Genomic DNA, 22,812 nt, shown 5'->3' with positions numbered 1-22,812 from the left:
ATAGGACAGATATTTATACCTCACAAATTTTTACGTGAAAAAATTTTAAAAATTAAAGCTTATTAGTGAAAATTTTAAAAATATCAGCTCCAAATATCAACAGCATCAATCCTAAAAGAAATATAACTCCCACCATTTGAGCATTTTCCAAAACTTTCTGCGGAACAGGTTTCCCAACAATCATTTCATACAATGTAAAAATAACATGACCGCCATCTAAGCCGGGAATAGGGATTAGATTTAAAAAAGCCAGCCACACAGAAAACATTGCTGTAAAACTCCAGAACATCGTCCAGTCAATAGAAACACTTCCGTCTTTTGCTTTATCAACAGGCATATTTTTGATAATAGCCAAAGGACCTCCTACTTTCTTATAACCCTGCACTTTTCTATTGAAAACAAGCTTGAATTGCTTAACCTGATATGTTAAACTTTCAATACTTCTCGTAAATCCTCTTTCAATAGATTCAAAGAAATTAAAATGTTTTGTTTCTGCAAATTTCTCTAAATACTTGAAAGAAGCTAATCCTAAAGTCCCTTCTTTTGAAACAGATAGAACTAAAGGCTGTATAGTTCCCGCTCTGGATACCTCAACATTAATGTCTTTTCCAGCATTGCTTTTTACAACACCCTGAAATTCATCATAATAGTTAATTCTTTTTCCATCTACCGATACTATCTGATCTCCAACTTTCAAACCAGCCTCAGCTGTTTTAGGGTTATAAATAGAATCAATCACAGCAGGATATCTTGGAGTGAGAAAAGCTTTTGGATTTTCGTCCCTGAAAGCTAAAGCCTTACCATCATCGTTGGTTGGGAATGTTACTTCTTTCCCTCCTCTCAAAACGGTAATTTCATCACTGAGTAAAATATCTAGAGAAAGTTTATCAAGATTGTTCTGAGTTTTTCCATCTACTTTTAGAATTTTATCTCCATCTTGAAAGCCCATTGCTTTAGCAACATTCGTATAGTTCATTTGTACATCTTCCTTGGTACTGTCAAAAACTGTTTCACCATTAAAAAACGACAGACAGCCATAAATAATCCAAGCCAGGAAAAAGTTTACCGTAACACCGCCCAACATGATGATTAATCTCTGCCAAGCCGGTTTTGCTCTGAATTCCCAAGGTTGTGCAGGCTGTTTAAGCTGTTCAGTATCCATGCTTTCATCAACCATTCCTGCAATTTTTACATAGCCTCCGAAAGGAAGCCATCCGATACCGTATTCGGTTTCTCCTACTTTCTTTTTTACAACAGAAAACCAAGGATCAAAGAAAAGATAAAATTTCTCCACTTTGGTTTTAAACCATTTTGCAGGTAAAAAATGCCCAAGCTCGTGAAGAATTACTAAAATAGAAATACTCAATATAAATTGAAAGATCTTGATTGCTAATTCCATTAATTGTTTTTAGATTTTAATTTGCAAAGGTAACAATAATCAATAGGATGCCAAATAAAAAGCTTCTCGTAATGAGAAGCTTTGTCATATATTGATATTGCTATTAAAAATTAAATGAAACGCCTAAGCTTCCGTTATTCCCAACTTCAGCAAAAACACCAACTTTATCGGTGAAAAAATATCTCGCTCCAATATGAGCTCCAATTCCGAAATCTCTTCCCAGAACTCCCAGATCAACACCCGGATAAATATCCAATTGCTCCGGAAGATCCAATGCTTCTCTTAAGTGAAAATTCAGCCGCCCAAAAATAAAAACCCTGTTATCTTTATTATTGTCTCTGTAATTGTCAAAATAAGCATTACCTCCCGCACCAATAGAAATAACGTCACTAAGGCCATAGTCATACGTTGCTGTTATTCCCGTTCCATATCCCCACGCATTAAGTCCTAAATTGACTTTCTGATCACCTTTTCCAGTATAAGCCTGTGCATTGGCTGCGATTCCCGCAAAAAGCATCAGCATCAAAATCATTTTTTTCATAATAGATTTATTGTTTAAAGATCATAAAAAAAATATCTGCATCAAAAATAAAACCGAAATCAGTTTAAAACTGTATTTTTATAGAAGATAAAACAGGCATTATGAAAATCACAGGAATTAACTTAGATATTATCTGGAAAAATAAACTAAAAAACTTTGACAATATAGCACACGAAATCAGAGATGAAAAAGCAGATCTTTTTATTCTTCCTGAAATGTTTTCTACAGGATTCTGCATGGATGCTGCTGAAGTTTCAGACCGTAACGGAGAATCTTTGGAGTTTTTGAAGAAAATGGCACAAGAAAAAAATGCTGCTTTTTGCGGAAGCGTTCCGGTAGAATCAGAAGGAAACTTCTACAATAGAATGTACTTTGTGAAACCCGATTCGGAAGTTGCGTATTATGACAAAAGACACTTATTTTCATTTTCAGGCGAAGATAAAGTTTATACTCCGGGAAAGGAACGCATTATTGTTGAATATTCAGGAATCCGTTTTCTGTTACAGGTTTGCTATGATCTTCGCTTTCCTGTTTTCTCAAGAAATAATGATGATTATGATGCCATATTATATGTTGCCAACTGGCCAGAAAAAAGAGTCGGAGCGTGGGAACATCTTTTAAAGGCAAGAGCTATTGAGAATCTGTCGTTTGTTTTTGGCTTAAATAGAATTGGCACAGACGGAAATAATTTTTTGTACAAAGAAAGTTCTCACTGTTTTTTTGCAGACGGAAGAGAAATTTCAACAAAAAAAGGAAATCTGATCTCATCAGAATTAAATTTATCCGAACTGAACGAGTTTAGAAAACACTTTCAGTTTTTAAACGACAGAGATGATTTCCTGATAAAGATGTGAATGTAGTTTATCTACAAAATTTGTTTTGTTTTCCTTAACTTCCGCCAAGCTTTTCTTCCGAAAAAAATAATTAAAACCACACATAATATCGCTAAAACAGCAGCTACAAACGGGGCAATCATTGCCAAAACAGTCATAATTCCGGCTCCTGCTGTTTCTGTAGTTCCTACAAAATTATTCCCAAGACCTGCAGTTGTTGCCGTAGAAGCTGCTCTAATCCCGGCAAAACCCGAACTGATGGTTGCTGCAGTTCCGCCGCCTGCAATAAGCGCCAATCCCCATTGCGGAAGAGTTCCTAAATCTGAAAATTGGCTCGCAAAAAGGACAGAACCAGCAACGGTTGCCATAGGAACCGAAATTGTATCCAGAAAATTATCAACAACAGGGATATAATATGCTAAAATTTCTGCCACAGTTGCAATTCCGGTGGTAATAAGTGCAGGAAGCGATGAAAGCCATTCAAAAGTTTCAAGCGAAGGAATCCACTGAAAGTAAGATGCCAAACTTACAGCAAACATAGGTAAGAAAACACGGAAACCCGTTGCAGCAGCAAGTCCGACTCCTATAAATACACTTAATAAAAAAGAAAAATAGGGAATTTGATCTAACATTTTATTCGTCAATTGTTTGACTAAAGCTACAAAAAATATAGATAATACAATCTCTGGTAAAAAATTATTCAGAATTGTTAAATACCATTTGTTTTGAACAATGCATTAATAAAATTTATTTGAAAAAAACGGCGCTCCTACGTACTGTAAAATCAGCTTTTACTTTTATTCTGGGATTTGCAAAGAGTGATAAACTGAGACTCTACCTCATGAAAATTTGCAGGCATTTCATTTGAAACCCAAAAAAGCATTGCGACTGTTCTGTCTCCGAAACTTTCCGTAAACAAAGATTTATTTAACCGGTAAGATTCTCTTAAAAGACGTTTTATCCGATTTCGGTGTACTGCCTTTTTAAAGTACCTTTTAGAAACAGAAACTCCGAATTTTGTTCTGTCAACCTGTAATTGCGGATGATTTTTAAGAAGAATAATCCGAAGATTCCCAGAGGTTTTCCATTTACCTTTTGCAAAAAGCAAGTCAATTTCAGACTTCTTTTTAAGTTTTTCGGCTTTCGGATATTTATAATCAGGCATTAATTTTTTTTCACTAAATAATTAATCACTTCCGCAGCAGCATACAAACCAAAAATAGCCGGAATAAAACTTATCGTTCCATAGAAAGACCTTTTGTAATTGGTTCCGTCTGTCATTTTAAGACTGTCATCTTTTTGAAGTTCATCAGAAAAAACACATTTGAATCCTTTGTTTATTTTTTCTTTTCTCAATCTTTTTCTCACCTGTTTAGCAAGATAGCAATTTTGAGTTTTACTGATATCTTTCACCATTACTTTAGAAGGATCGGTTTTTCCGCCGGCTCCCATTGAACTGATGATTTTAATCTTTCTTTTTTTTGCAGACTTTATTAAGGTAAGCTTTGGGGTAACGCTGTCAATACAATCTAAAACATAGTTAAAATTACCTTTGTCTAATATTTCATCCATTCTTTCAGGATTCAGAAATTCGTTGATTTTAACTAAATTAAGTTTAGGATTAATATCTAAAAGCCTCTCCGCAACCACTTCTACTTTATGTTTTCCAACAGTTGAATGAAGAGCAGGCAATTGTCTGTTGATGTTGGTAATATCGACCGTGTCTCCATCAACAATCGTCATATTTCCCACGCCTGCTCTGGCAAGAAATTCTGCCGCAAAAGACCCGACACCTCCGAGTCCAACAACCAGAACAGATGCTTTGTTCAGTTTTTCCAAACCGTCTTCTTTAATCAGAAGCTCTGTTCTTTCCAGCCAGTATTTATCCATTTTGTATTGTTTCTAAATTTTCTAAAATCTGTGATTGAAGCTGTTCCAAAGAAATTCCTTTAAGTTCTGCAACTTTAACATACAGCTCTTCGACGGCAAAATTACCGTCATCCGTTTCCAAAAACAGTTTATCTAAAGGAATTTTTTTCACTGTATTCTGCAAAGATAAATTATAGAGAACCGCTTTTCCAAAACTTAGATAGAAATTATTCTTCAGCAAATCATCAGCAACATTCTGCTTTTTATTGAAACCATGAATAATCATGGGCTGCTGAGAAAATTTCCTGAATGAAATCACCTCGTAATATTTTCTCACACAATGAATAATCACCGGCTTTTTTACTTCATTAGCAATTTCTATCTGCTTAAAAAAAACTTCTTCCTGAATTTTCTCATCAATGGAAACTAAGGAATCTAAACCACACTCGCCTATTGCAAAACAGTTTTTCAAAATCGCAGATTGAAGCCAGTCTAATTGTTGATGAATATTTTCTACACTAATATCCTTAGGATGAATCCCTACAGAATAAGGAAAGTCATCCGGATTCTCATTTAAATTTAAACTATAAATTCCGAAGCTTACCTGTTTTTTATGATGATGAAAATCAAAAAATTCCATTGTCAAAAATACGTTTTTAAGCCTGATTAAAAATAATATTGATTCTCCGTTATTAATCATACCGCTTTTTAACGCAAAGGATCGCTAAGATTCCTTTATATACTAACTGTTTTTAAGTTCGCAAAGGCGTTTCACTCAGCAAAGAACTCAAAGGTTTTTCAATTATGTCAAGTTACAGACAATCATAAAATAATTAAACAAATGTTTATAAGAGAAGAAAAAATGACTATTTTTACTAAAACTGAATATATGGCAAAAAAATTTTCGGAAAAACAAATGCACATTTTGGATGTTGCAGAAGAACTGATTGCCCAAAAAGGATTTGAAGGTACTTCCGTGAGAGACATTTCGACAAAAGCCAATATCAACGTAGCGATGATTTCCTATTATTTTGGTTCGAAAGAGAAGATGATGGCATCATTATATCAATACAGAGTTCTTAAGACAAGGGAAAATTTTTCTGAATTTGCCGATACCATTAAAAACGGCAAACCTGAAATGCAAATGAAAGAAATGATCAAATACATTGTCAATCAACTTTTTAAATACAATTATTTCCACGGTTTTGTCACCCAGGAACTTCGCCATACCGAAAGTCTTAAAGATGAACTGATGGAATTTTACCAGCTTTTTGTAAGAAAACTGGATGAGGTAATCAAAAAAGGAGTTACAACAGGCGTTTTCACTTTTACTCCAAAAGCAGAAGATTTGCTTACTACGGTGATTGGCTCTACCCTGTTTGTGATCCGCAATAAAAATTTTTACGAATTGTATATTCCTCATAAAGATGCAGAATCCTATCAGAAAGAAGCAGAGAAAAAGGTAAAAATGAATCTGCTGATGAGCGTTTTTGCACTTTTGGGATATGCATCAGAATAAATTTAAAGAAGTTTTGATCAAAAATGGTTGAAATTTATTAATTCGACTTTTTGAAAATACTTTACCTTCTGTTTTTACGTTAAATAATCATAAAAAAAAATCTTTTAGCAAAAAAGTTATATTTTTGCAAATTGATAGTACGGTAAACCCGTGAACTGTTACATTGTATATGAAAAAATATTTTTTAGGTATTTTCGCCGTAGCTGTTTTGGCAGCATGTAAAAGTCAGCAGGAAAAAGCATTGAGAAGTGCAGACAAAAACTTCATTCTGAAAACCGCTAACGAAAATTTCGCCAAAAAGAAATGGAAAAATGCTTTGGCATTATATGACAGACTTCCTAATCTTGTTGCAGGAACAGACGATGCTCCGAATGTAGTATTCAACTCTGCTTATGCCAATTATTATGATAAAAACTACAGACTTGCAGGAAATCAGTTTAAAAATTTCGCAGTGAGTTTTCCTCAGGACAACAGAAAAGAAGAAGCTGCCTATATGTCGGCTTTATGCTACTACAACGGTTCTATGGATTATAACCTAGATCAGTCAAGCACAGAATTGGCAATCAATGAGCTGCAGGATTTTATTAACAACTATCCTTCTTCTGAAAGATCAAAAAACATCAATACGATGATTGATGAATTGTCTTATAAACTGGAATTTAAAGCTTATGAAAACGCCAGACAATATTTCAAAATGGGTGATTACAAATCTACGTCCGTTGCTTTTGAAAATGTTCTGGAAGACTTTCCAAGTACGAAACTGCGTCCGAAAATCTATGACTACATGATGAGGGCGCGTTATCTTTTAGCTCAAAACTCTGTTTATGACCTTAAAGAAGAACGTATTGAAAGTGCTTTGGCATTCACCAGACAGGTAGAAAAGGATCTTCCGGGTACAGAATACTCCAAGACAGCTGCAGATTTGAGGGAAAAACTTGAAAAAGAAAAGAAAGACTTTGCTGTCGTAAAAAAACAAACTGAAGAAAGAATTGCCGTTCTTACAGCAAAACAGAAAAAAATGGCAGATAAACTGGCTGCAGACTCAAAAACAGAACAGCAGATTAAAGACCAGATCTCCAACGAAAAGCAGGCAAAGCAGATTCAGAGAGACAGCGCAGTAATAAATACACCTCCACCCGCAGCAACTTTCAGAATTCAAAGATAATTCGTAGATTTGCCAACTTATAATTAAATTAATTTTCTCAAAATGAGCGTAAAAGATACAAAAGCAGAAGTAAACACCATTACTTACGATAAGGATAAGATTGAAGACAAAGTAGGCTCAATCTACGAAGCTATTGTCATCATGGGAAAAAGAGCAGAGCAGATCAATGCAGAGATCCGTACTGAATTGCACAACAAGTTAGACGAATTTGCAGTACACAACTCTACTTTGGAAGAAGTTTTTGAAAACAGAGAGCAGATTGAAATCTCAAAACATTACGAAAAACTTCCTAAACCTACATCTATCGCAATTCAGGAATGGCTTGATGACGATGTATACTTCAGAAAAACTGAAGACAGACAGAAATAATCAAATTTTTATATTATAGGCAAAGGTCATAGAAGAATACTTTTATGACCTTTGCTGTTTATATGAATGTTTGTGAAAAAAAATAAGTAATTTAGACGTTTAAAAAATATTTCATGAGTATTTCCGGAAAAAAAATTCTCATCGCAGTTTCCGGCGGAATTGCAGCTTATAAAATTCATTTTCTGATCAGAGAGCTTATTAAAAAAGAAGCGGAAGTACAGGTAATCATGTCTCCGGAAACAGAACATTTCGTTACAAAGCTGAGCCTCTCAACCCTTTCAAAAAAACCTGTTTATTCTGAGTTTTATAGTGAAAACGGAACGTGGAACAGCCATGTGGAAATGGCACTTTGGGCAGATATTATTTTGGTTGCACCGTGTACGGCAAATACGTTGGCAAAAATGATCCACGGAATGTGCGACAATCTTTTGATTGCTACATATATGTCTGCAAAATGTCCAGTTTTTATTGCTCCGGCAATGGATCTGGATATGTATCAGCATCCTTCCACCAAAAATAATCTGGAAATGGCAGAAGATTTCGGACACATTGTTATTCCTGCTGAAAGCGGAGAATTGGCAAGCGGTCTTTTCGGACAGGGAAGAATGGCAGAACCAGAAACAATTATAAAAACTATAGAAAGTTTTTTCGATTTGAATTACAAAAAAAGTTTAGCCGGAAAAACAGTACTGATAACCGCAGGACCTACTTACGAAGCGATTGATCCTGTAAGGTTTATCGGGAATCATTCATCAGGAAAAATGGGATATTCTTTAGCTGAAGAAGCAGCAAAAAGAGGCGCAAAAGTGATTCTTATTTCGGGGCCTTCTTCTCTAAAAACCATCAATGAAAACATTGATATACATAGAATTACCTCAGCGAATGAAATGTACGAAAAGGTTTTTGAATTCTACGAAACATCCGACATTGCCATTGCAAGTGCTGCGGTTGCTGATTATGCTCCAAAAGTAGTTGCCGCAGAAAAAATTAAAAAAAATGATGATATACTCACAATAGAGTTAGTTAAAAATCCGGATATCCTTAAAGCAATGGGCGAGCAGAAAACCCGTCAGATTTTAGTAGGATTCGCTTTGGAAACCAACAATGAAGAGGAAAATGCAAAAGCTAAACTCAAAAAGAAAAATTTAGATTTAATCGTTCTTAATTCTCTTAGAGACGAAGGCGCCGGCTTTAAAAATGACACCAACAAAATAAAAATTTTTACCAGAACAGAAAAACTTGAATTTGGATTAAAATCTAAAGAAAATGTAGCAATAGACATCCTAGATTGTATTGAAACTCAGATTTTAAAATAAATTTTATAAATTTCCGTTTTGAATATTTAATATAAAAATAAGACTGCCATATCTGTTGATGCATAAGGATTATAATGCAACAGCATGGCTTCAAAACAATGAAATCTCTTTATGAAAAAAATAATCATACTTTTTTTCCTGATTCTGTTTAATTTCAGCTTTTCGCAGGAAATTCTTGCTACTGTTCAGGTAAATTCCCAGCTTCTTGGAGGAAGTAATACTCAGGCTTATAAAGCTTTAGAAAAAAGTTTGCGGGATTTTATCAATAATACAAGCTGGACAGGCAAGAAACTTCAGAATTTTGAGAAAATAAAATCAAATTTTGCCATTGTTCTCAGCGAAAGAGACGGAAACCGGTTCAAAGGAACCATTGTTGTACAGGCAGTTCGTCCGGTTTTCAACAGTTCTTATGAATCTCCTTTACTGAATCTCCAGGATACACGATTTGCCTTTGAATATGCTGAAAACGAAAATTTAATCTTTAATGAAAGACAATTCTCCGGCAGAAACCTGATTGACGTTATCAGTTTTTATGTCTATCTTATTTTAGGCTATGATGCAGACAGTTTCCAATCAATGGGAGGAAGCCAGTGGTTTTCAAAAGCACAGCAGATTGCCCAAAACTCGCAAAACAGAGGCTACGATGGCTGGAATCAAATCAACGAACCAAGAAGCCGATCCATTTTAATAGGAGAAATCCTGAATCCGAACATGAATCAGCTGCGCTCTACGATTTATACTTATCACAGAGCCGGATTAGACGGATTATACAATCAGGATCAGACGCAGTCTAAAAAAATTATAGCCGATGCTATTATGCAGTTGAAAACTTACGAAAATACTTTTCAGCAGAATTATTTTTTCAACTTATTTATGGATACCAAAGCTGACGAAATTTTCAATATTTTCAATTCCGGAAATAACGGCTCTGTCAACATCAATAATCTGAAACAGCAGATGATTGTCTTTTCACCCAAGAATACAGAATCACGATGGAATAAATGGAAATAAAAAAGTTTAATTCCCAAATTCTGAATTCCAAATTTTATCTTTGCAGTATAAAATGAAATCTGCTCCTGATTTATGCTTTCGAGAATTTACATTAAAAACTTTGCTCTGATTGATGCACTTGATGTTTCCTTAAAAAATGGTTTACAGGTAATTACCGGTGAAACAGGAGCTGGAAAATCTATTATTCTGGGTGCACTCCGATTGATCTTAGGAGAAAGAGCAGACAGTAAATCTATTTCAAAAACCGACGAGAAAAGCATTGTTGAGACGGAATTTAACCTCAACAATCAGTTTAAGAAATTCTTCATCGAAAATGATCTTGATTATGAACATCACACGATTATAAGAAGAGAAATTCTGCCTTCCGGAAAATCCAGAGCTTTTATCAACGATGTTCCGGTTACTCTTGATGTTCTGAAAGAGCTTTCTTCACAGCTGATTGATATTCATTCTCAGTTCGAGACCTCAAATCTTTTTACGGCAGAATATCAGTTCAAAATTATTGACGGACTTTCTGAAAACAAGACTTTAATAGAAAATTATCAGCAGGATTTCCTGGAATTCCAAAGCCTGAAAACCCAGCTTAAAAAACTACAAATACAGCTTTCTGAAAACACAAAAGAAAGTGATTACAAACTGTTTCTGCTGAATGAGCTCGAAGATCTTAAATTAGATGATATTAATTTTGAAGATCTTCAAAACCAGCTTTCGGTACAGGAAAATGCAGGAATGATCTCGGAAAATCTTGCTCAGATTTTATCAAGATTTCATCAGGAAGAAATGGGAATTTTGACATTTTTCAACGAAGCAAGGTCTAAACTCTCTAAAATTGCAGATGTTTCCAATACCTTTACAGAGCTTAATGAAAGACTGGAAACTTCTTTTGTGGAAGTAAAAGATATTATTTCTGAACTGGAAGATGAGGCAGAAAAAGTAGAAATCAATCCCGAAAATTTAGCCCAACTTTTAGATCTGAATAATAAAATCAACACTTTATTTCTAAAACACAATGTTTCTGACGTAAAGAGCTTAATTGAAATTCGGGATCAGCTTTCAGGCGAACAGAGAGGAACGGCAGAAATAGAAATTCAGATACGGGAAACGCAGGAAGATATTTTCCGAAAAGAAAAATCAATGGAGAATTTAGCCCAAAAACTTTCCAGAAACAGAAAAAAAAGCATTCCTGTTTTCGTCAAAAAAGCAGAAGATCTTCTTAAAAAACTAGGTCTGGAAAAAGCTAAAGTTGATATTGAGCTTACAGACTCGCAAGACTTTAATCAATTTGGAAAAGAAAATATCCAACTGTTGTTTCAGGCAAATTCCGGTTTTCCTTTGAAGCCGATTCAGACAGCTATTTCAGGAGGTGAGAGATCCCGTGTTATGTTGGCTGTTAAAAAAATTATTGCCGAAAGTGATGAGCTTCCTACGCTTATTTTAGATGAAATTGATACCGGAGTTTCCGGAAAAGTTGCCGAAGAAATTGGAAATCTGATGCGTGAAATGTCTGAAGATATGCAATTGATTGTCATTTCTCACCTAGCACAGGTTGCCGCCAAAGGCAATAATAATTACAAAGTCGTAAAGCAGGATGTTGCAGGAAAAACGCAGTCTACCATCATTCCGTTGAACGATGAAGAAAAGCTGAACGAAATTGCACAGCTTCTTTCCGGAAGTAAAATTACCGAAGCGGCTCTGACGCAGGCAAGAGAACTGATTGGATGATTAGAATCTATTTTTAAAAAATTGAGTTTTCGGATAGCAGAATGTTTACTCCTGCAAATTTGATGTGTTGAAGCTGATGAGTAATTGATACTAAATCTTTACTTAATACACGCTATTTTAAAGCATTTTCTTATATTTATCAGTAAAATACAATAATATGAATTGGAAATTTATCTGCATTTTATTAATGTTTAATTTTTCATTACACTCCTTTGCTCAAAGTAATGGTGACACAACAAAAAATAAGACGGTTGGCCATCCTCAAAGAACTCTTAATCCAAATACTCCATTTATTTACAAAAAAGGTTTCGGAAAATACACTATCTTGACAAAAAAGATACTACTTAAGGATAGAAGCACCAAAGAATTAAACGAATTGAAATTTGATGCAGTTTATTCTTGCTTTTATACAAAAAAGATGATGTATGAGAATTTTGGAAAATGGACTAAAGAAATCAGACCAAATATTGATGATTCTCATCCAATACTTGTTTGGGAAAAAATAAAACTATTCAAAGATGAAGATAAATTGTATTCTGTGTATGCAAATGGTGAAGAAAACCAGGACGAAATCTATGCAAGTGTTCTTGTTTTCAATGAAAATAATCAGGATTGCCTAGCTAAAACTTCTTCAGAAAAAGAAAAAATTATAATGTTTTTTTCCGACGGAATCAAGAATTTAAGCAATAGTAACAAATTTCATAGACTATATAGTAGGTGGGTTAATAATTATAAACCAAAGAAATCAAAGAGCTAGTAAACTTTCAATTTAATGTTTTTTCAATATGTAAAAAGCTTCATTGGCAGAAGCTTTTTTATTCACTCAACTTTCCTTATTTTTGATAAAATCCTTTTAAGATGAATTATAAACCAATCTTATTAACGGCTGGAGTATTATTTTCGGCCCAATTTTCAGCTCAAAAAATGCAGTACCCTAAAGCTATCAAAGGAAATCAAACCGATATATATTTCGGAAATTCTGTTGCCGATCCTTACAGAAATTTAGAAAATGATTCTGATGCTACTAAAAAATGGGTAGATCAGGAAGTTACTTTCAGCGAAAGATATTTATCGCAAATTCCTTACAGACAGGAAATCGTAAAACAATTAACAGATACCTGGAACTACGAAAAGATAGGAGCCCCTTTCAAAGAAGGTGATTATACATACTATTATAAAAACAACGGTCTGCAGGCACAATCTGTACTGTACAGAACTCATAACAAAACAAAAACAACCGAAGTCTTTTTAGATCCCAATAAATTTTCAGAAAAAGGCACCACTTCTCTTTCCGGACTATCATTCAACAAAAAAGGCAATCTTGCAGCCTACTCCATTTCAGAAGGAGGAAGCGACTGGAACAAAATTATCATCATGGATGCGGTTACCAAAAAACAGATCGATGAAACCATTGTTGATGTAAAATTCAGCGGAATCTCGTGGTTAGGAGATGAAGGATTCTATTACTCCAGCTATGATAAGCCGAAAGAAGGAACTGTACTTTCTGGAATGACCGATAAACATAAAGTGTATTTCCACAAACTCGGAACCAAACAATCTGCAGATCAGCTGATTTTCGGAGGAGAAAAAACACCGAGAAGATATATCGGAGCCGGAGTTTCTGAAGATCAGAGATATCTGATTGTTTCTGCCGCTAACGCTACCAACGGAAACGAACTGTATATTAAAGATTTAAAAAAAGGCGGAGAATTTATCCAGATCAATAAAGGTTTTGATATCAATGCCAATATTGTTGATACGGACGGTGACAACCTTTATATTTTCACAGACAAAGATACGCCAAATATGCGCCTGGTAAAAACTACCATTCAGAATCCTTCTCCCGAAACATGGAAAGACGTGATTCCTGAAACGGAAAATGTACTTGGGATTTCCGGCGGCGGCGATTATTTTTTTGCTACTTATATGATTGATGCCATTGATCAGGTAAAACAATATGACAAAAACGGAAAACTCATCAGAGAAATTACACTTCCCGGAAAAGGAAATGTCGGCGGTTTTGGTGGTAAAAAAGAGGAAAAAGAACTTTACTATTCTTTCAGCAACTACATCACTCCCGGAACGACCTATAAATTCAATGCAGATACAGGTAAATCAGAAGTTTATCAGAAACCGAAAGTAAAGTTTAATCCTGAAGACTATGTTTCTGAACAGGTGTTTTATACCTCTAAAGACGGAACTAAAATTCCGATGATGATTAATTATAAAAAAGGAACCAAGCTGAACGGAAAAAATCCGACAATTCTATATTCATACGGAGGCTTTAATGTCAGTTTACAGCCTTCTTTCTCTGTAGTGAATGCAGTATGGATGGAAAACGGAGGAATTTATGCCGTTCCTAATATTCGCGGCGGAGGTGAATACGGTAAAAAATGGCATGATGCAGGAACTAAAATGCAGAAGAAAAATGTTTTTGAAGATTTTATTGCAGCAGGAGAATATTTGCAGCAGAAAGGTTACACTTCAAAAGAGTATATGGCAATCTCCGGAAGATCAAATGGCGGACTTCTCGTAGGAGCAACAATGACAATGCGACCAGATTTAGCCAAAGTTGCTTTTCCGGGAGTGGGTGTTCTGGATATGCTGAGATACAATAAGTTTACCGCAGGAGCAGGCTGGTCTTATGATTACGGAACTGCGGAAGATAACAAAGAAATGTTTGAATATCTGAAATCTTATTCGCCTGTACATAATGTAAAAGCAGGAACCTGCTATCCTTCTACCATGATTATAACCAGCGATCATGATGACAGGGTGGTTCCGGCACATTCTTTCAAATTCGGAGCAGAATTGCAGGAAAAGCAAGGATGCAGCAACCCTGTTTTGATGAGAATTGAAAAAAATGCAGGACATGGTGCAGGAAGAGCAACCGATCAGGTAATCAGCGAAAATGCAGATTTAATTTCTTTTGCTTTGTATGAAATGGGAATTAAAAAGCTTAACAAATAATTATTTCATCAACAATAAAAAAAAGGCTGTTTTCCATGAGAACAGCCTTTTTTATCAATAATAATTAGTTAGATTTCGCTGATCATATTGACCTGATCTGCAAAATACTGCTCAAGATCTTTTAAAGTTTCAGGATTGGTTTGGATATCTTTTACCATAACTCCTTTGTTAACCACAACAATTCTGTTACATACTTCAGTGGTATGAGAAAGATCGTGACTGGAAATCAGAAAAGTAACTCCGCTTTGTCTGGATAAAACTTTGATCAGATTTTTAAGCTTGATCTGGGTAGAGGGGTCAAGATTGGCAAATGGCTCATCAAGAATAATAATTTCAGGATTTCCGATGATCGCACCTACAATCCCAACTTTCTTTTGATTACCTTTCGATAAGTCTCTTACATATTTTCCCGAATTTAAAATTTCACCGCTGAAAAGATCATGAAACTGCTTGAGAAATTCATCCACAGTAGCTTTATTCTGACCTCTCAGTTCTCCGATAAAATAAAAATATTCTTCAGGTGTTAAATATCCAATCAAAAAACTGTCGTCTACAAATGCAGAAACTTTGGATTTCCAGGCTTCAGATTCATTTACTTTAATTCCGTCAATACTTACAAACCCGGTACTTGGCTGAATCAGATCAAGCATTAAGCTGAAAAGTGTTGTTTTCCCGGCTCCGTTGTTTCCTACAAGACCAAAAGTTTCTCCGTTGGGAATTTCCAGGTTTTCAATATTCAGAACGGTTGCCTTTCCGTATGTTTTAGATAAATTTTGTATCGTAATCATTGTATTAATCTTTGTTTTTGAATGCTTGTATTGTGGTGTATTTTTCTCTCTTATAGTGTTTCACGATAATATCAAATATTTTTTCCCTTAAAAAGAACCCAATTAATCCTAAAACAGCAATACTAATGACTGCCGCAGTCATTCCGGAAAAGTATTTCATGATCCCAAAAACCACCATTGGTAAAATTAATTTAGGAATTAACAGCAACAATGCTTTAAGGTTAAAACTATTCTTCTGTCCCATTCTTTTTTCTTTAGAATTGAGGTCAACCTGCATTTTGTTGTATGCTCCGGACCAAAGCGTAAACTGGGAGTTCACCCCTATATTATACAGACCTGCTGCAAAAAATGTTATGTAAATTTCCCAGCTTATCAAAGCATAAAAAAGAGCCAGAATCATAGAAAAAGAAGTCACAATAATCATCAGCCACCATTTCGCCTTAAGATACTCTTTATAAGGTACATTGAGCGTCATCATGAGCGGATAATAAGAACTGTCGAATGCAGGAACGCGCTGACCGAATAGAAACTGGAATCCTCCGGTTACGAATAATCCCATAAACATCATCATATATGGCGTTTTATAAACAGGTGAGGTAAACATCAACAAACCGTAGAAAGTAAACATCAGACTTCCAAGAAGTACCCCTTTGGTTACTTTGTTCCTTCTGAGCATTTTGATATCATTGTTGATGAATGTACCCAGAGAGCCATATTTATTTAAAAAAGCAATATTTTCCGTTTTTCCTACCTCCTGTTTTACCTCAAGACCTTTATCAAGATAAAATTCTTTGAAGATATAACGGTAGCACAACTGCCAAAGCACAATAAAAAGCCCAACCGGAATCAGAGCAAAATACGGGCTTTCATACAGACTGTAAAATAATGTTTCTGAATAATTGAGTACCGGAACAATCTGATAATATTCCAGCAAAGCAAAAGCAGCAATAACCACTCCTACTCCAATAGCAACATTTTCTTTATCATTAAAAAATATATTGAGAAAGTTGTTCAGATAAAGCAGAGACGAAATCCCGACCAACCAGCACAAAACTCCCGAAATACTGTAACCGTTATACAGCAGAATAATAGAAAACGTGATGAAGAACCACGAATTCATCCAGCTGAAGGGCGAGAGAAAGGTTTTAATCAAGGTATAGTTGACCAATGTTCTTTTCGGAATATTTAAAGTAAGAAATGGTTTGATATTCTGTGCGGAAATTTGCTGCATCATGTATTTAAACACGAGATCTGCTACCCAAACCAAAATCAGATATTTTGAAACAACTTTCAAAGGATCCTGCTCCAACTCCTTTTCCACGTAAAAAAACGCTAAAAACGCTCCTCCAATGAAATACAAAATGAAAGACAGAATTCCCAAAAAGCGAAAAATCTTCATCGCCAGATTGATTCCTAATGAAGTTCCCCGGAAAAAACTTTTGATCTCTAATCTCAGAAATTTTAAAAACATGGTAGATTTCTTTTAAACATTAGTAAAGATAATGGTTTTATTGTTACAGAAATTTTACTGCAATCTAATCTTACTTTTTATAATTTAAAAAAGCTCTATAAGCAAAAATTAAAAGCAGGCGTGCTTTTTAAAAATGCACGCCTGCTTTTTTGAAAAGCTCTCGTGGATTTTGGAAAATCGCTGGGAGCTTTTGGTAAAATCCTTTAGAGGATTTTGGAGAATGGTTTAGATGAAAAAATATTTAGAAAAAATTGTGGATATTTATAATTTCTTATCACATGTATAATCTAGATAAATACTTCCGTATGCATTTAATTACTATGGTTTATTTACTTATATGTAATCTTTATTTTCAGTTTATCTATAAGTTTATTATTCAGATATATTTCTCTCTCAATGATGTTTCCTTTTTTGTCAAACAGATATTTGTAGTTTTTATCAAATATTCTACCATTATTTCCTCTTCTATTCACACTTAAAATATTTCCTTTTTTATCATAATTATAAATGCTATAATCATTAATAAAAACACCATTCTCGTCAACAACACCATCTTTAATAATTAATCCTTTTTTATTAAAATATTTTTTAAAATAATAAGGCTTATTACCATTAACTTTTTTCGTTATAAAATATTTTAGTTTGTAATTATATTCACTTTCAAAACTTGAAACTTCTGTTTTACTATTAAAATGTCGATATACTTCTTTAATATGATTTCCTTTTGAATCATTTTCAAATGTAACAGAGCTAACTAATTTACCTTCACAATAATGATCAAAATAAATTTCATTCCCAAATTTATCATATAAAAAATTAAATTTGTTTAATATTTCTCCTGATTGACCAGATTTATCAATCATAATTTTAGACTGTTTTCCATATATAAACTCGATTTCACTTTTATTAGTTGGGTAAATAATGATTCCTTTTATAGGTCTATTTTTGTAATATTCTATTGTTGTATTTTCCGAAGTAGAATTTGTAATGAAAAGATTTCTCTCAGCTTCAATTTTTTTTAATTTACCTGCAAACGATTCTGGTAAATCATCCATTAAATGTTCTTTTACAATAATTGGTTTACAAGCAATACAAGAAATTAATATAAATGTTATAATTATTAGATTTCTCATTCTTTATATTTTTCCGTAGATTTTTCTCTTTCGCTATGAAGCCACTCATTTAAAGATAAATGGCTTGGCTAAAACTCAGAAACTATTAAAATTGTTTTAATTATTTGTATCAAAGTGACACTTATAAAAATGCAAAATTTTATCATTTGTGATATGTATTTTGATAGTGTCATGTATTTGAATTTCTTCTTTTGTATAATCTTGTATGATATGATCTTTAAGTCCTTTATTTGAGTAGAATTGATAATCATTGTTTGATATCTTGACATCAAATTGAAGTCGATAGAAATACAGATCATTTTCGTATTTATAGTTTAGAATAGAAATACTATCTTTCAAAATAATCTTTTCCCTTTTTAGTATTTCTTTTGCTTCATGATGTGTAAGGATTTGTTTATTTTCTTTTTGCGTTACTAAAAAGTACCCAAGCAACAATGTAAAGACCAGAAAGACAATTAGAAAAAAATAACCAACACTTTTATCACCTTTCATAAAACCACGAATGGAAATAACCAAAAGGAATATGAAAAAGATGCCTGTAAGCAATAATAGAATGATTATAAAAATAGCTACAAATAACATCAATTTTTTATTTTAATGTATCGCAAATAGTCTCCTTCTCTATATTTCATATTATTTTCTTTTGTGGCATATATTCATGTTGGAAATCTCTCTAAACACTATTTCACCTTTTGCAGGTTTAATAGGTTTATAGGATTGAGCGTGTATGCCCAATCCTATAAGGAATAAAAAAGTTAGTATGATTTTTTTATTATAGCTATTTATCATAAATCATCTTATAAAGTTCATCAATAATTTTTTCCTTTTCTTCCTGCCTCCTATCAGTGTTGAGTATGTTGATTGAGAAACTTGCACCAATAGGACTATATCCAAGATTTATACAAGCTGTATTAATTAATGATGCCGATAAAATAGAAGCGTCAGATAAACTATTGAATTTTACATAACTTTCCGCAAATCTTGTATATTTAGAATTATTAAGTTTATTGTTTATTGCATTTGCATCTTTTTTACTCTTTACTTTTTTTAGTGTAGATAATTGTTTCAGGTATGAAAGGCTAAACAAAGTCATTCCATAGCTGTTTTGTGTCTGAATCGTATCAATATTATATGTTGTCATCTCCTCTTGCTTCAAGTGATTAATATCTCTGATCAGCAAAAGTTCTTTCTCACTAATCTTTTTGTAAAGAAGCAATTTAAAACGATCTTCAGGATAAGGATCTGTGGTTAACGGAATACTGTCCAGACTTTCCAGTTTAACGGCGATTAAGTTTTGGGGTTTTTCTATTATATCCCATATCTTATAATGTGCATTGTATTTTTTGATGTTTACCGGCTGTAAAGAAAAGGTGTTAGATTTATACAGTGTATCGTTGCTTTGCTTGTATATATGCATTTCATCTGAACCAACATAATAATATGATTCTTTAAAGACCTGTGAGTGTAAAAAGGTTGATAAGCTTATTATTAGCAATACGAAAATTTTTCTCATAATGTTGTGTTTTAAAGAATTATCCATTTTTTGAATAGGTACCAATTTAATACTCCTAATATGAACATCATTGACAAATAAAAAATATTAAAATCATCCATTCTGTTGTTGATGGCAAATATTATAATGACATAAATACTACTAAAATATATTGAGTGTAACCATAATTTATTCCCATAATTTACAACAATGAAATAAAGAATAAAAAAAAATAAAAAATAGGCTATTACAAAAATTATACATTCATATAAGATGGCTAAAAGAAGTACATAATTTATTGTATAAACGCTTTTTTGAATATTGTATATTTTATAAAATTTAATGTCTGTCTCTATACTAAACACATATCCAAAAACTAATTGCAAAAGGATTTTAGATAATATGAAAATATACATTATCACTATAAGTTTTAAACCATCTTTGAAAAGTTTCATAAATTAGAATTTAGTTACAGCCTAAAGAACTAATAGGAGCCTGACCCTTGAGATACTTTCTAACTTTAACATAATTAGGTCTGTAAGTTTTTTCCGGTAGCTTATTTGCATTCCCTCCGTTACTATTTATATAATATGACAATTTATCCTGCATTCCTTTCCAAAGGTTGTCAGCTCCAACGAACGTTCCTTCTTCAATTAAATAGTTAGCTAGATTAGGAAAATTCTTTACTTTTCGATTACTGTTTTTTTTGTACCCTTTCTGTATTCTGTAAAAGAAACAAGTCTGAAATAACCATTTTTTCCTTGCCTGTAAACTGATTTTGTTGAATCTGAATCTTCATCGTTTGCTTTGGTATATTTTATAAAAGTATTTATAATTTCCTTCTTATCTTTTTTGATTTCTATTTTACCCTCACCTGTTACCTCTCGGTCTTTAAACTTTAAAAGAGGATTGGTTGGTAATTTATCATCTAATATTGGAGTATTTCGAGATTTCAAGAAGGTTCTGTACGATAAAAAAGAGCCGATAAAACTTTCTTTACCTTTTAATCGGATATAATAATTAATTCCATATTCATCAATTTCGTAATTATAAAATCCTTTTAAATAGATTTCGTAGTTATATTTTCCAATTTTAACTTTATTAGATTGATATTCTTGAGAGTAAAATGTAGAAAATATAAAAATAATTAGTATAGAAAATGTTGATTTCATAAAGTTTTTTTAAGGTGTAAATTCCCAAATTCTTATTGATTTAATTCCGCCTGGAACATTAAATGCGTTCGCTCCTCCTGGAATATGACCATTCTGTATTAAGTCTACATGACCTGTATACCCAGCTCCACCTTGATCTGTCGGTTTATGATTATTATTTACAATAACATATATTCCTGTTTTACCTTTTAGAAAGCTCGCTACCTGATTTGGATCGTTTGCGTTTGCACCTTCTAATTTATGAGTTGGATTTCCAAACGTTTTCTGCATAAAATCTCCAGCTGTTTTTGCCTGTAAATAATAATACCATTGATTTCCATTCACAATTGCTCCCTTTCTACTTAATGAATTATTTGGGATATAGAATCCTAACCTATTCATTGCTAAAGAAAATCTCACAGTACATGCATTTCTATATGGACCGGCATCCTTACCGGATGTATTATACAAATTTTCAAGTATACCTCCAACTAATGGGTAAACTTGCGATGCAGGCAATTGCTTATAATAACCAGGATATCCAGGATAATCCTGTTTAGGGAAAGCATTGACAAAATTAGAATAATTTGGCATTTGCTTTACTTGATACTGTAAAGTATTTAAAATATCATCTAAATTGTCAATGTAATCTCCGTCCTGTCCTTCAGATTTCCCTATAAACCAATTTTCAAACTCCGCCCAGCTAATAGTAGGATTTTGCGAATAAAACTGTACTGCCCAAGAAGTAAAGTTTGCATTTTGCTGTGTAGGGTTTTCAAATAAATTCTTGATCAGATGTACAATTCTTTGATCGTAATAATTGGGAGTTCCTTGAAAATAATAATTAGTAGCATTCCACTGATCCTGCAGAAAATCAAAATCATGGAAAAGCTGAGGATTATTGACAAAAACATCCAGTAGCTGATTGAGGCTGTTGACGATGCTGTTGTCTAATGTGGTGCCGTTAGGATAGCCATTGTCAAACAAATACTTCATCACAAAATTAAAAAGATCTGATCTGTTGGGCTGCATCAGAAAATCAGCATGCAGAAATTGGCTGTGCGTAAGAAGCTGATGAGCAATAGATGTCCCTGCAAAACCACCACCCGTTAAAGTTCCCGTGTCCGGGGTAAGATATTCATTCTCCTGCTCTACAAAAACCCCGCACTTCACAGTGGTTCTTATCTCATAGTATGCGTCATTCGTCCCTACATCACACACTTCACCCGGTAAATGATATCCTCCGTTGCTGCAGGTATGCACGATAATATCTGTCTGATTCCAGCATTGGCTGCTTGTTCTTGCAGAAGCTCCTGCCGAAGGCTGTGAAGCCTGTACAACACCATTTACATATCTGCTTTGGCTTACGAGCGTCATTTTGTGGCTATACATCTGCACAGTTCCTGAGAAATTGTTCCATGACAAAGAAGAAGACGCTGTGTAATTGTCGGGAATGATTTTCAGAAATCCTGCCTTTTCTACTCCGTCTTTCTCAGTAATGATATGTTTCAGAAAATAAGGATGATCCTGAGTATAGTTGATGATGGGCAAAGTATAGGTAGTAATGTTGGTATAAGTATCTACAACTTTCTCATACACCTGCAATGCCGCAAATTTTGATTTTGAATTTTTATCCTGATGTACTACGGAAGATACTTTTTGCAAAGAAGAGCTGATGTGTACTTTTTTTAGATTTTTTTGTACACTTTTATCACTTTCGTAAGAGGTTCTGTATCTTTTATGAACATCTGTGGTTTGAGAGCCAGAAACAGATTCGTTTTTCTGAATGTAGATCTCTTCTTCTCTACAGTTCAACAAGATACATAAGAATGCAAAAAGCATCAGAAAACTGATTTTTTTCATCTGAGTTTATTTAGTTTTTGAATATCCGTAATTAGCAATAATCTCTGTATATTTGTTTAAAATCAGATTATTGAGATGAATTTATTTAGTTTTACGGCACATGTTGGCACAGATGAAGATTGCAGAAGCTACTTTAAAGCAGAAAGAGACAAGCTGGGATTGGTTTGTGAATGTAGGAGACAATAACATGTTGGGATACC

The 22,812-nt window shown here is 33.6% G+C and carries 22 protein-coding genes and 1 pseudogene; 10 read left to right on the top strand and 13 right to left on the bottom strand.

Translation table 11 applies throughout. From position 1 onward, the window contains the following. Positions 1-52 precede the first annotated feature (52 nt). Both rseP and AC0NBN_RS11865 read right to left on the bottom strand, forming a co-directional pair. Positions 53-1,399, bottom strand: a complete 1,347-nt coding sequence (gene rseP, locus AC0NBN_RS11870; protein WP_160813760.1) for an RIP metalloprotease RseP — start codon at positions 1,397-1,399, stop codon at positions 53-55. A 103-nt stretch (positions 1,400-1,502) separates the two neighbouring features. Then, complete coding sequence (locus AC0NBN_RS11865; RefSeq protein ID WP_160813761.1) at positions 1,503-1,940, bottom strand: DUF6646 family protein; 438 nt, start codon at positions 1,938-1,940, stop codon at positions 1,503-1,505. Between the two features lie 101 nt (positions 1,941-2,041). On the opposite strand from AC0NBN_RS11865, the gene AC0NBN_RS11860 reads away from it, so the two are divergent. After that, positions 2,042-2,794, top strand: coding sequence for a nitrilase-related carbon-nitrogen hydrolase (locus AC0NBN_RS11860; RefSeq protein WP_160813762.1), 753 nt, complete (start codon positions 2,042-2,044; stop codon positions 2,792-2,794). Positions 2,795-2,805: 11 nt separating this feature from the next. On the opposite strand, the gene AC0NBN_RS11855 is transcribed toward AC0NBN_RS11860, so the two are convergent. The 4 genes from AC0NBN_RS11855 to AC0NBN_RS11840 form a co-directional block, all read right to left on the bottom strand. Then, the gene (locus tag AC0NBN_RS11855; RefSeq protein ID WP_160813763.1) at positions 2,806-3,405 is read right to left on the bottom strand and encodes a DUF4126 domain-containing protein; all 600 of its coding nucleotides are present in this window, start codon (positions 3,403-3,405) and stop codon (positions 2,806-2,808) included. A 152-nt stretch (positions 3,406-3,557) separates the two neighbouring features. Beyond that, positions 3,558-3,938 (bottom strand): ribonuclease P protein component, encoded by a 381-nt coding sequence (gene rnpA, locus AC0NBN_RS11850; protein ID WP_160813764.1) that lies wholly within the window; start codon positions 3,936-3,938, stop codon positions 3,558-3,560. Continuing rightward, complete coding sequence (locus AC0NBN_RS11845; protein WP_143882823.1) at positions 3,938-4,663, bottom strand: tRNA threonylcarbamoyladenosine dehydratase; 726 nt, start codon at positions 4,661-4,663, stop codon at positions 3,938-3,940. Before AC0NBN_RS11845 ends, rnpA begins: the two co-directional genes overlap by 1 nt. Further along, positions 4,656-5,282, bottom strand: coding sequence for a TatD family hydrolase (locus AC0NBN_RS11840; RefSeq protein WP_160813765.1), 627 nt, complete (start codon positions 5,280-5,282; stop codon positions 4,656-4,658). The genes AC0NBN_RS11845 and AC0NBN_RS11840 overlap by 8 nt, the downstream gene beginning before the upstream one ends. A gap of 249 nt (positions 5,283-5,531) precedes the next feature. On the opposite strand from AC0NBN_RS11840, the gene AC0NBN_RS11835 reads away from it, so the two are divergent. From AC0NBN_RS11835 to AC0NBN_RS11800, 8 genes are all read left to right on the top strand, one after another. After that, the gene (locus AC0NBN_RS11835; protein WP_160813766.1) at positions 5,532-6,161 is read left to right on the top strand and encodes a TetR family transcriptional regulator; all 630 of its coding nucleotides are present in this window, start codon (positions 5,532-5,534) and stop codon (positions 6,159-6,161) included. A gap of 169 nt (positions 6,162-6,330) precedes the next feature. Beyond that, positions 6,331-7,326 carry an outer membrane protein assembly factor BamD gene (locus AC0NBN_RS11830; protein ID WP_143882826.1) on the top strand — a complete coding sequence of 332 codons (996 nt, stop codon included), beginning with the start codon at positions 6,331-6,333 and terminating at the stop codon, positions 7,324-7,326. A 42-nt stretch (positions 7,327-7,368) separates the two neighbouring features. Next, positions 7,369-7,695: a DNA-directed RNA polymerase subunit omega gene (locus AC0NBN_RS11825; RefSeq protein ID WP_089743415.1), complete on the top strand. Its 327-nt coding sequence runs from the start codon at positions 7,369-7,371 to the stop codon at positions 7,693-7,695. 113 nt (positions 7,696-7,808) lie between these two features. Continuing rightward, a complete protein-coding gene (coaBC, locus tag AC0NBN_RS11820; protein WP_143882827.1) occupies positions 7,809-9,011 on the top strand; it encodes a bifunctional phosphopantothenoylcysteine decarboxylase/phosphopantothenate--cysteine ligase CoaBC in 1,203 nt (400 codons plus the stop codon). Between the two features lie 111 nt (positions 9,012-9,122). Then, positions 9,123-10,022 carry a type IX secretion system protein PorD gene (gene porD, locus AC0NBN_RS11815; protein WP_143882828.1) on the top strand — a complete coding sequence of 300 codons (900 nt, stop codon included), beginning with the start codon at positions 9,123-9,125 and terminating at the stop codon, positions 10,020-10,022. 72 nt (positions 10,023-10,094) lie between these two features. Then, positions 10,095-11,744: a DNA repair protein RecN gene (locus AC0NBN_RS11810; RefSeq protein ID WP_143882829.1), complete on the top strand. Its 1,650-nt coding sequence runs from the start codon at positions 10,095-10,097 to the stop codon at positions 11,742-11,744. A 157-nt stretch (positions 11,745-11,901) separates the two neighbouring features. Beyond that, positions 11,902-12,501: a hypothetical protein gene (locus AC0NBN_RS11805; RefSeq protein ID WP_160813767.1), complete on the top strand. Its 600-nt coding sequence runs from the start codon at positions 11,902-11,904 to the stop codon at positions 12,499-12,501. A 167-nt stretch (positions 12,502-12,668) separates the two neighbouring features. Next, on the top strand, positions 12,669-14,714 hold the full coding sequence (locus AC0NBN_RS11800) for a prolyl oligopeptidase family serine peptidase (protein ID WP_474468444.1): 2,046 nt from the start codon (positions 12,669-12,671) through the stop codon (positions 14,712-14,714). 68 nt (positions 14,715-14,782) lie between these two features. Here the strand turns inward: AC0NBN_RS11800 and AC0NBN_RS11795 are convergent, their stop codons facing one another. The 7 genes from AC0NBN_RS11795 to AC0NBN_RS11765 form a co-directional block, all read right to left on the bottom strand. Continuing rightward, positions 14,783-15,502: an ABC transporter ATP-binding protein gene (locus AC0NBN_RS11795; protein ID WP_143882832.1), complete on the bottom strand. Its 720-nt coding sequence runs from the start codon at positions 15,500-15,502 to the stop codon at positions 14,783-14,785. A 4-nt stretch (positions 15,503-15,506) separates the two neighbouring features. Further along, positions 15,507-16,973 carry a DUF5687 family protein gene (locus AC0NBN_RS11790; RefSeq protein ID WP_160813769.1) on the bottom strand — a complete coding sequence of 489 codons (1,467 nt, stop codon included), beginning with the start codon at positions 16,971-16,973 and terminating at the stop codon, positions 15,507-15,509. A 329-nt stretch (positions 16,974-17,302) separates the two neighbouring features. Next, positions 17,303-18,106 (bottom strand): hypothetical protein, encoded by an 804-nt coding sequence (locus AC0NBN_RS11785; RefSeq protein ID WP_160813770.1) that lies wholly within the window; start codon positions 18,104-18,106, stop codon positions 17,303-17,305. Between the two features lie 96 nt (positions 18,107-18,202). Further along, entirely contained in the window at positions 18,203-18,688 is a 486-nt protein-coding gene (locus AC0NBN_RS11780; RefSeq protein WP_160813771.1) for a hypothetical protein, read from the bottom strand. A gap of 196 nt (positions 18,689-18,884) precedes the next feature. Then, positions 18,885-19,619: a hypothetical protein gene (locus AC0NBN_RS11775; RefSeq protein ID WP_160813772.1), complete on the bottom strand. Its 735-nt coding sequence runs from the start codon at positions 19,617-19,619 to the stop codon at positions 18,885-18,887. A 662-nt stretch (positions 19,620-20,281) separates the two neighbouring features. Then, positions 20,282-20,770: a hypothetical protein gene (locus AC0NBN_RS11770; RefSeq protein WP_160813773.1), complete on the bottom strand. Its 489-nt coding sequence runs from the start codon at positions 20,768-20,770 to the stop codon at positions 20,282-20,284. A 9-nt stretch (positions 20,771-20,779) separates the two neighbouring features. Then, complete coding sequence (locus AC0NBN_RS11765; protein WP_474468439.1) at positions 20,780-22,612, bottom strand: T6SS effector amidase Tae4 family protein; 1,833 nt, start codon at positions 22,610-22,612, stop codon at positions 20,780-20,782. A gap of 75 nt (positions 22,613-22,687) precedes the next feature. Here AC0NBN_RS11765 and AC0NBN_RS11760 point away from each other — a divergent pair. Continuing rightward, positions 22,688-22,786: pseudogene (locus AC0NBN_RS11760) on the top strand (IS1595 family transposase); the annotation flags it as partial. Between the last annotated feature and the right edge of the window lie 26 nt (positions 22,787-22,812).

Source organism: Chryseobacterium sp. L12 (assembly GCF_056133985.1).
Note: the sequence above shows the minus strand (reverse complement) of the source record. Positions and strands in the feature narration are given on the sequence as shown.

Excerpts from the sequence above, each read along its gene's own strand:
- rseP (WP_160813760.1), bottom strand. The coding sequence starts at position 1,399 with ATGGAATTAGCAATCAAGATCTTTCAATTTATATTGAGTATTTCTATT.
- AC0NBN_RS11865 (WP_160813761.1), bottom strand. The coding sequence starts at position 1,940 with ATGAAAAAAATGATTTTGATGCTGATGCTTTTTGCGGGAATCGCAGCC.
- AC0NBN_RS11860 (WP_160813762.1), top strand. The coding sequence starts at position 2,042 with ATGAAAATCACAGGAATTAACTTAGATATTATCTGGAAAAATAAACTA.
- AC0NBN_RS11855 (WP_160813763.1), bottom strand. The coding sequence starts at position 3,405 with ATGTTAGATCAAATTCCCTATTTTTCTTTTTTATTAAGTGTATTTATA.
- rnpA (WP_160813764.1), bottom strand. The coding sequence starts at position 3,938 with ATGCCTGATTATAAATATCCGAAAGCCGAAAAACTTAAAAAGAAGTCT.
- AC0NBN_RS11845 (WP_143882823.1), bottom strand. The coding sequence starts at position 4,663 with ATGGATAAATACTGGCTGGAAAGAACAGAGCTTCTGATTAAAGAAGAC.
- AC0NBN_RS11840 (WP_160813765.1), bottom strand. The coding sequence starts at position 5,282 with ATGGAATTTTTTGATTTTCATCATCATAAAAAACAGGTAAGCTTCGGA.
- AC0NBN_RS11835 (WP_160813766.1), top strand. The coding sequence starts at position 5,532 with ATGGCAAAAAAATTTTCGGAAAAACAAATGCACATTTTGGATGTTGCA.
- AC0NBN_RS11830 (WP_143882826.1), top strand. The coding sequence starts at position 6,331 with ATGAAAAAATATTTTTTAGGTATTTTCGCCGTAGCTGTTTTGGCAGCA.
- AC0NBN_RS11825 (WP_089743415.1), top strand. The coding sequence starts at position 7,369 with ATGAGCGTAAAAGATACAAAAGCAGAAGTAAACACCATTACTTACGAT.
- coaBC (WP_143882827.1), top strand. The coding sequence starts at position 7,809 with ATGAGTATTTCCGGAAAAAAAATTCTCATCGCAGTTTCCGGCGGAATT.
- porD (WP_143882828.1), top strand. The coding sequence starts at position 9,123 with ATGAAAAAAATAATCATACTTTTTTTCCTGATTCTGTTTAATTTCAGC.
- AC0NBN_RS11810 (WP_143882829.1), top strand. The coding sequence starts at position 10,095 with ATGCTTTCGAGAATTTACATTAAAAACTTTGCTCTGATTGATGCACTT.
- AC0NBN_RS11805 (WP_160813767.1), top strand. The coding sequence starts at position 11,902 with ATGAATTGGAAATTTATCTGCATTTTATTAATGTTTAATTTTTCATTA.
- AC0NBN_RS11800 (WP_474468444.1), top strand. The coding sequence starts at position 12,669 with ATGCAGTACCCTAAAGCTATCAAAGGAAATCAAACCGATATATATTTC.
- AC0NBN_RS11795 (WP_143882832.1), bottom strand. The coding sequence starts at position 15,502 with ATGATTACGATACAAAATTTATCTAAAACATACGGAAAGGCAACCGTT.
- AC0NBN_RS11790 (WP_160813769.1), bottom strand. The coding sequence starts at position 16,973 with ATGTTTTTAAAATTTCTGAGATTAGAGATCAAAAGTTTTTTCCGGGGA.
- AC0NBN_RS11785 (WP_160813770.1), bottom strand. The coding sequence starts at position 18,106 with ATGAGAAATCTAATAATTATAACATTTATATTAATTTCTTGTATTGCT.
- AC0NBN_RS11780 (WP_160813771.1), bottom strand. The coding sequence starts at position 18,688 with ATGTTATTTGTAGCTATTTTTATAATCATTCTATTATTGCTTACAGGC.
- AC0NBN_RS11775 (WP_160813772.1), bottom strand. The coding sequence starts at position 19,619 with ATGAGAAAAATTTTCGTATTGCTAATAATAAGCTTATCAACCTTTTTA.
- AC0NBN_RS11770 (WP_160813773.1), bottom strand. The coding sequence starts at position 20,770 with ATGAAATCAACATTTTCTATACTAATTATTTTTATATTTTCTACATTT.
- AC0NBN_RS11765 (WP_474468439.1), bottom strand. The coding sequence starts at position 22,612 with ATGAAAAAAATCAGTTTTCTGATGCTTTTTGCATTCTTATGTATCTTG.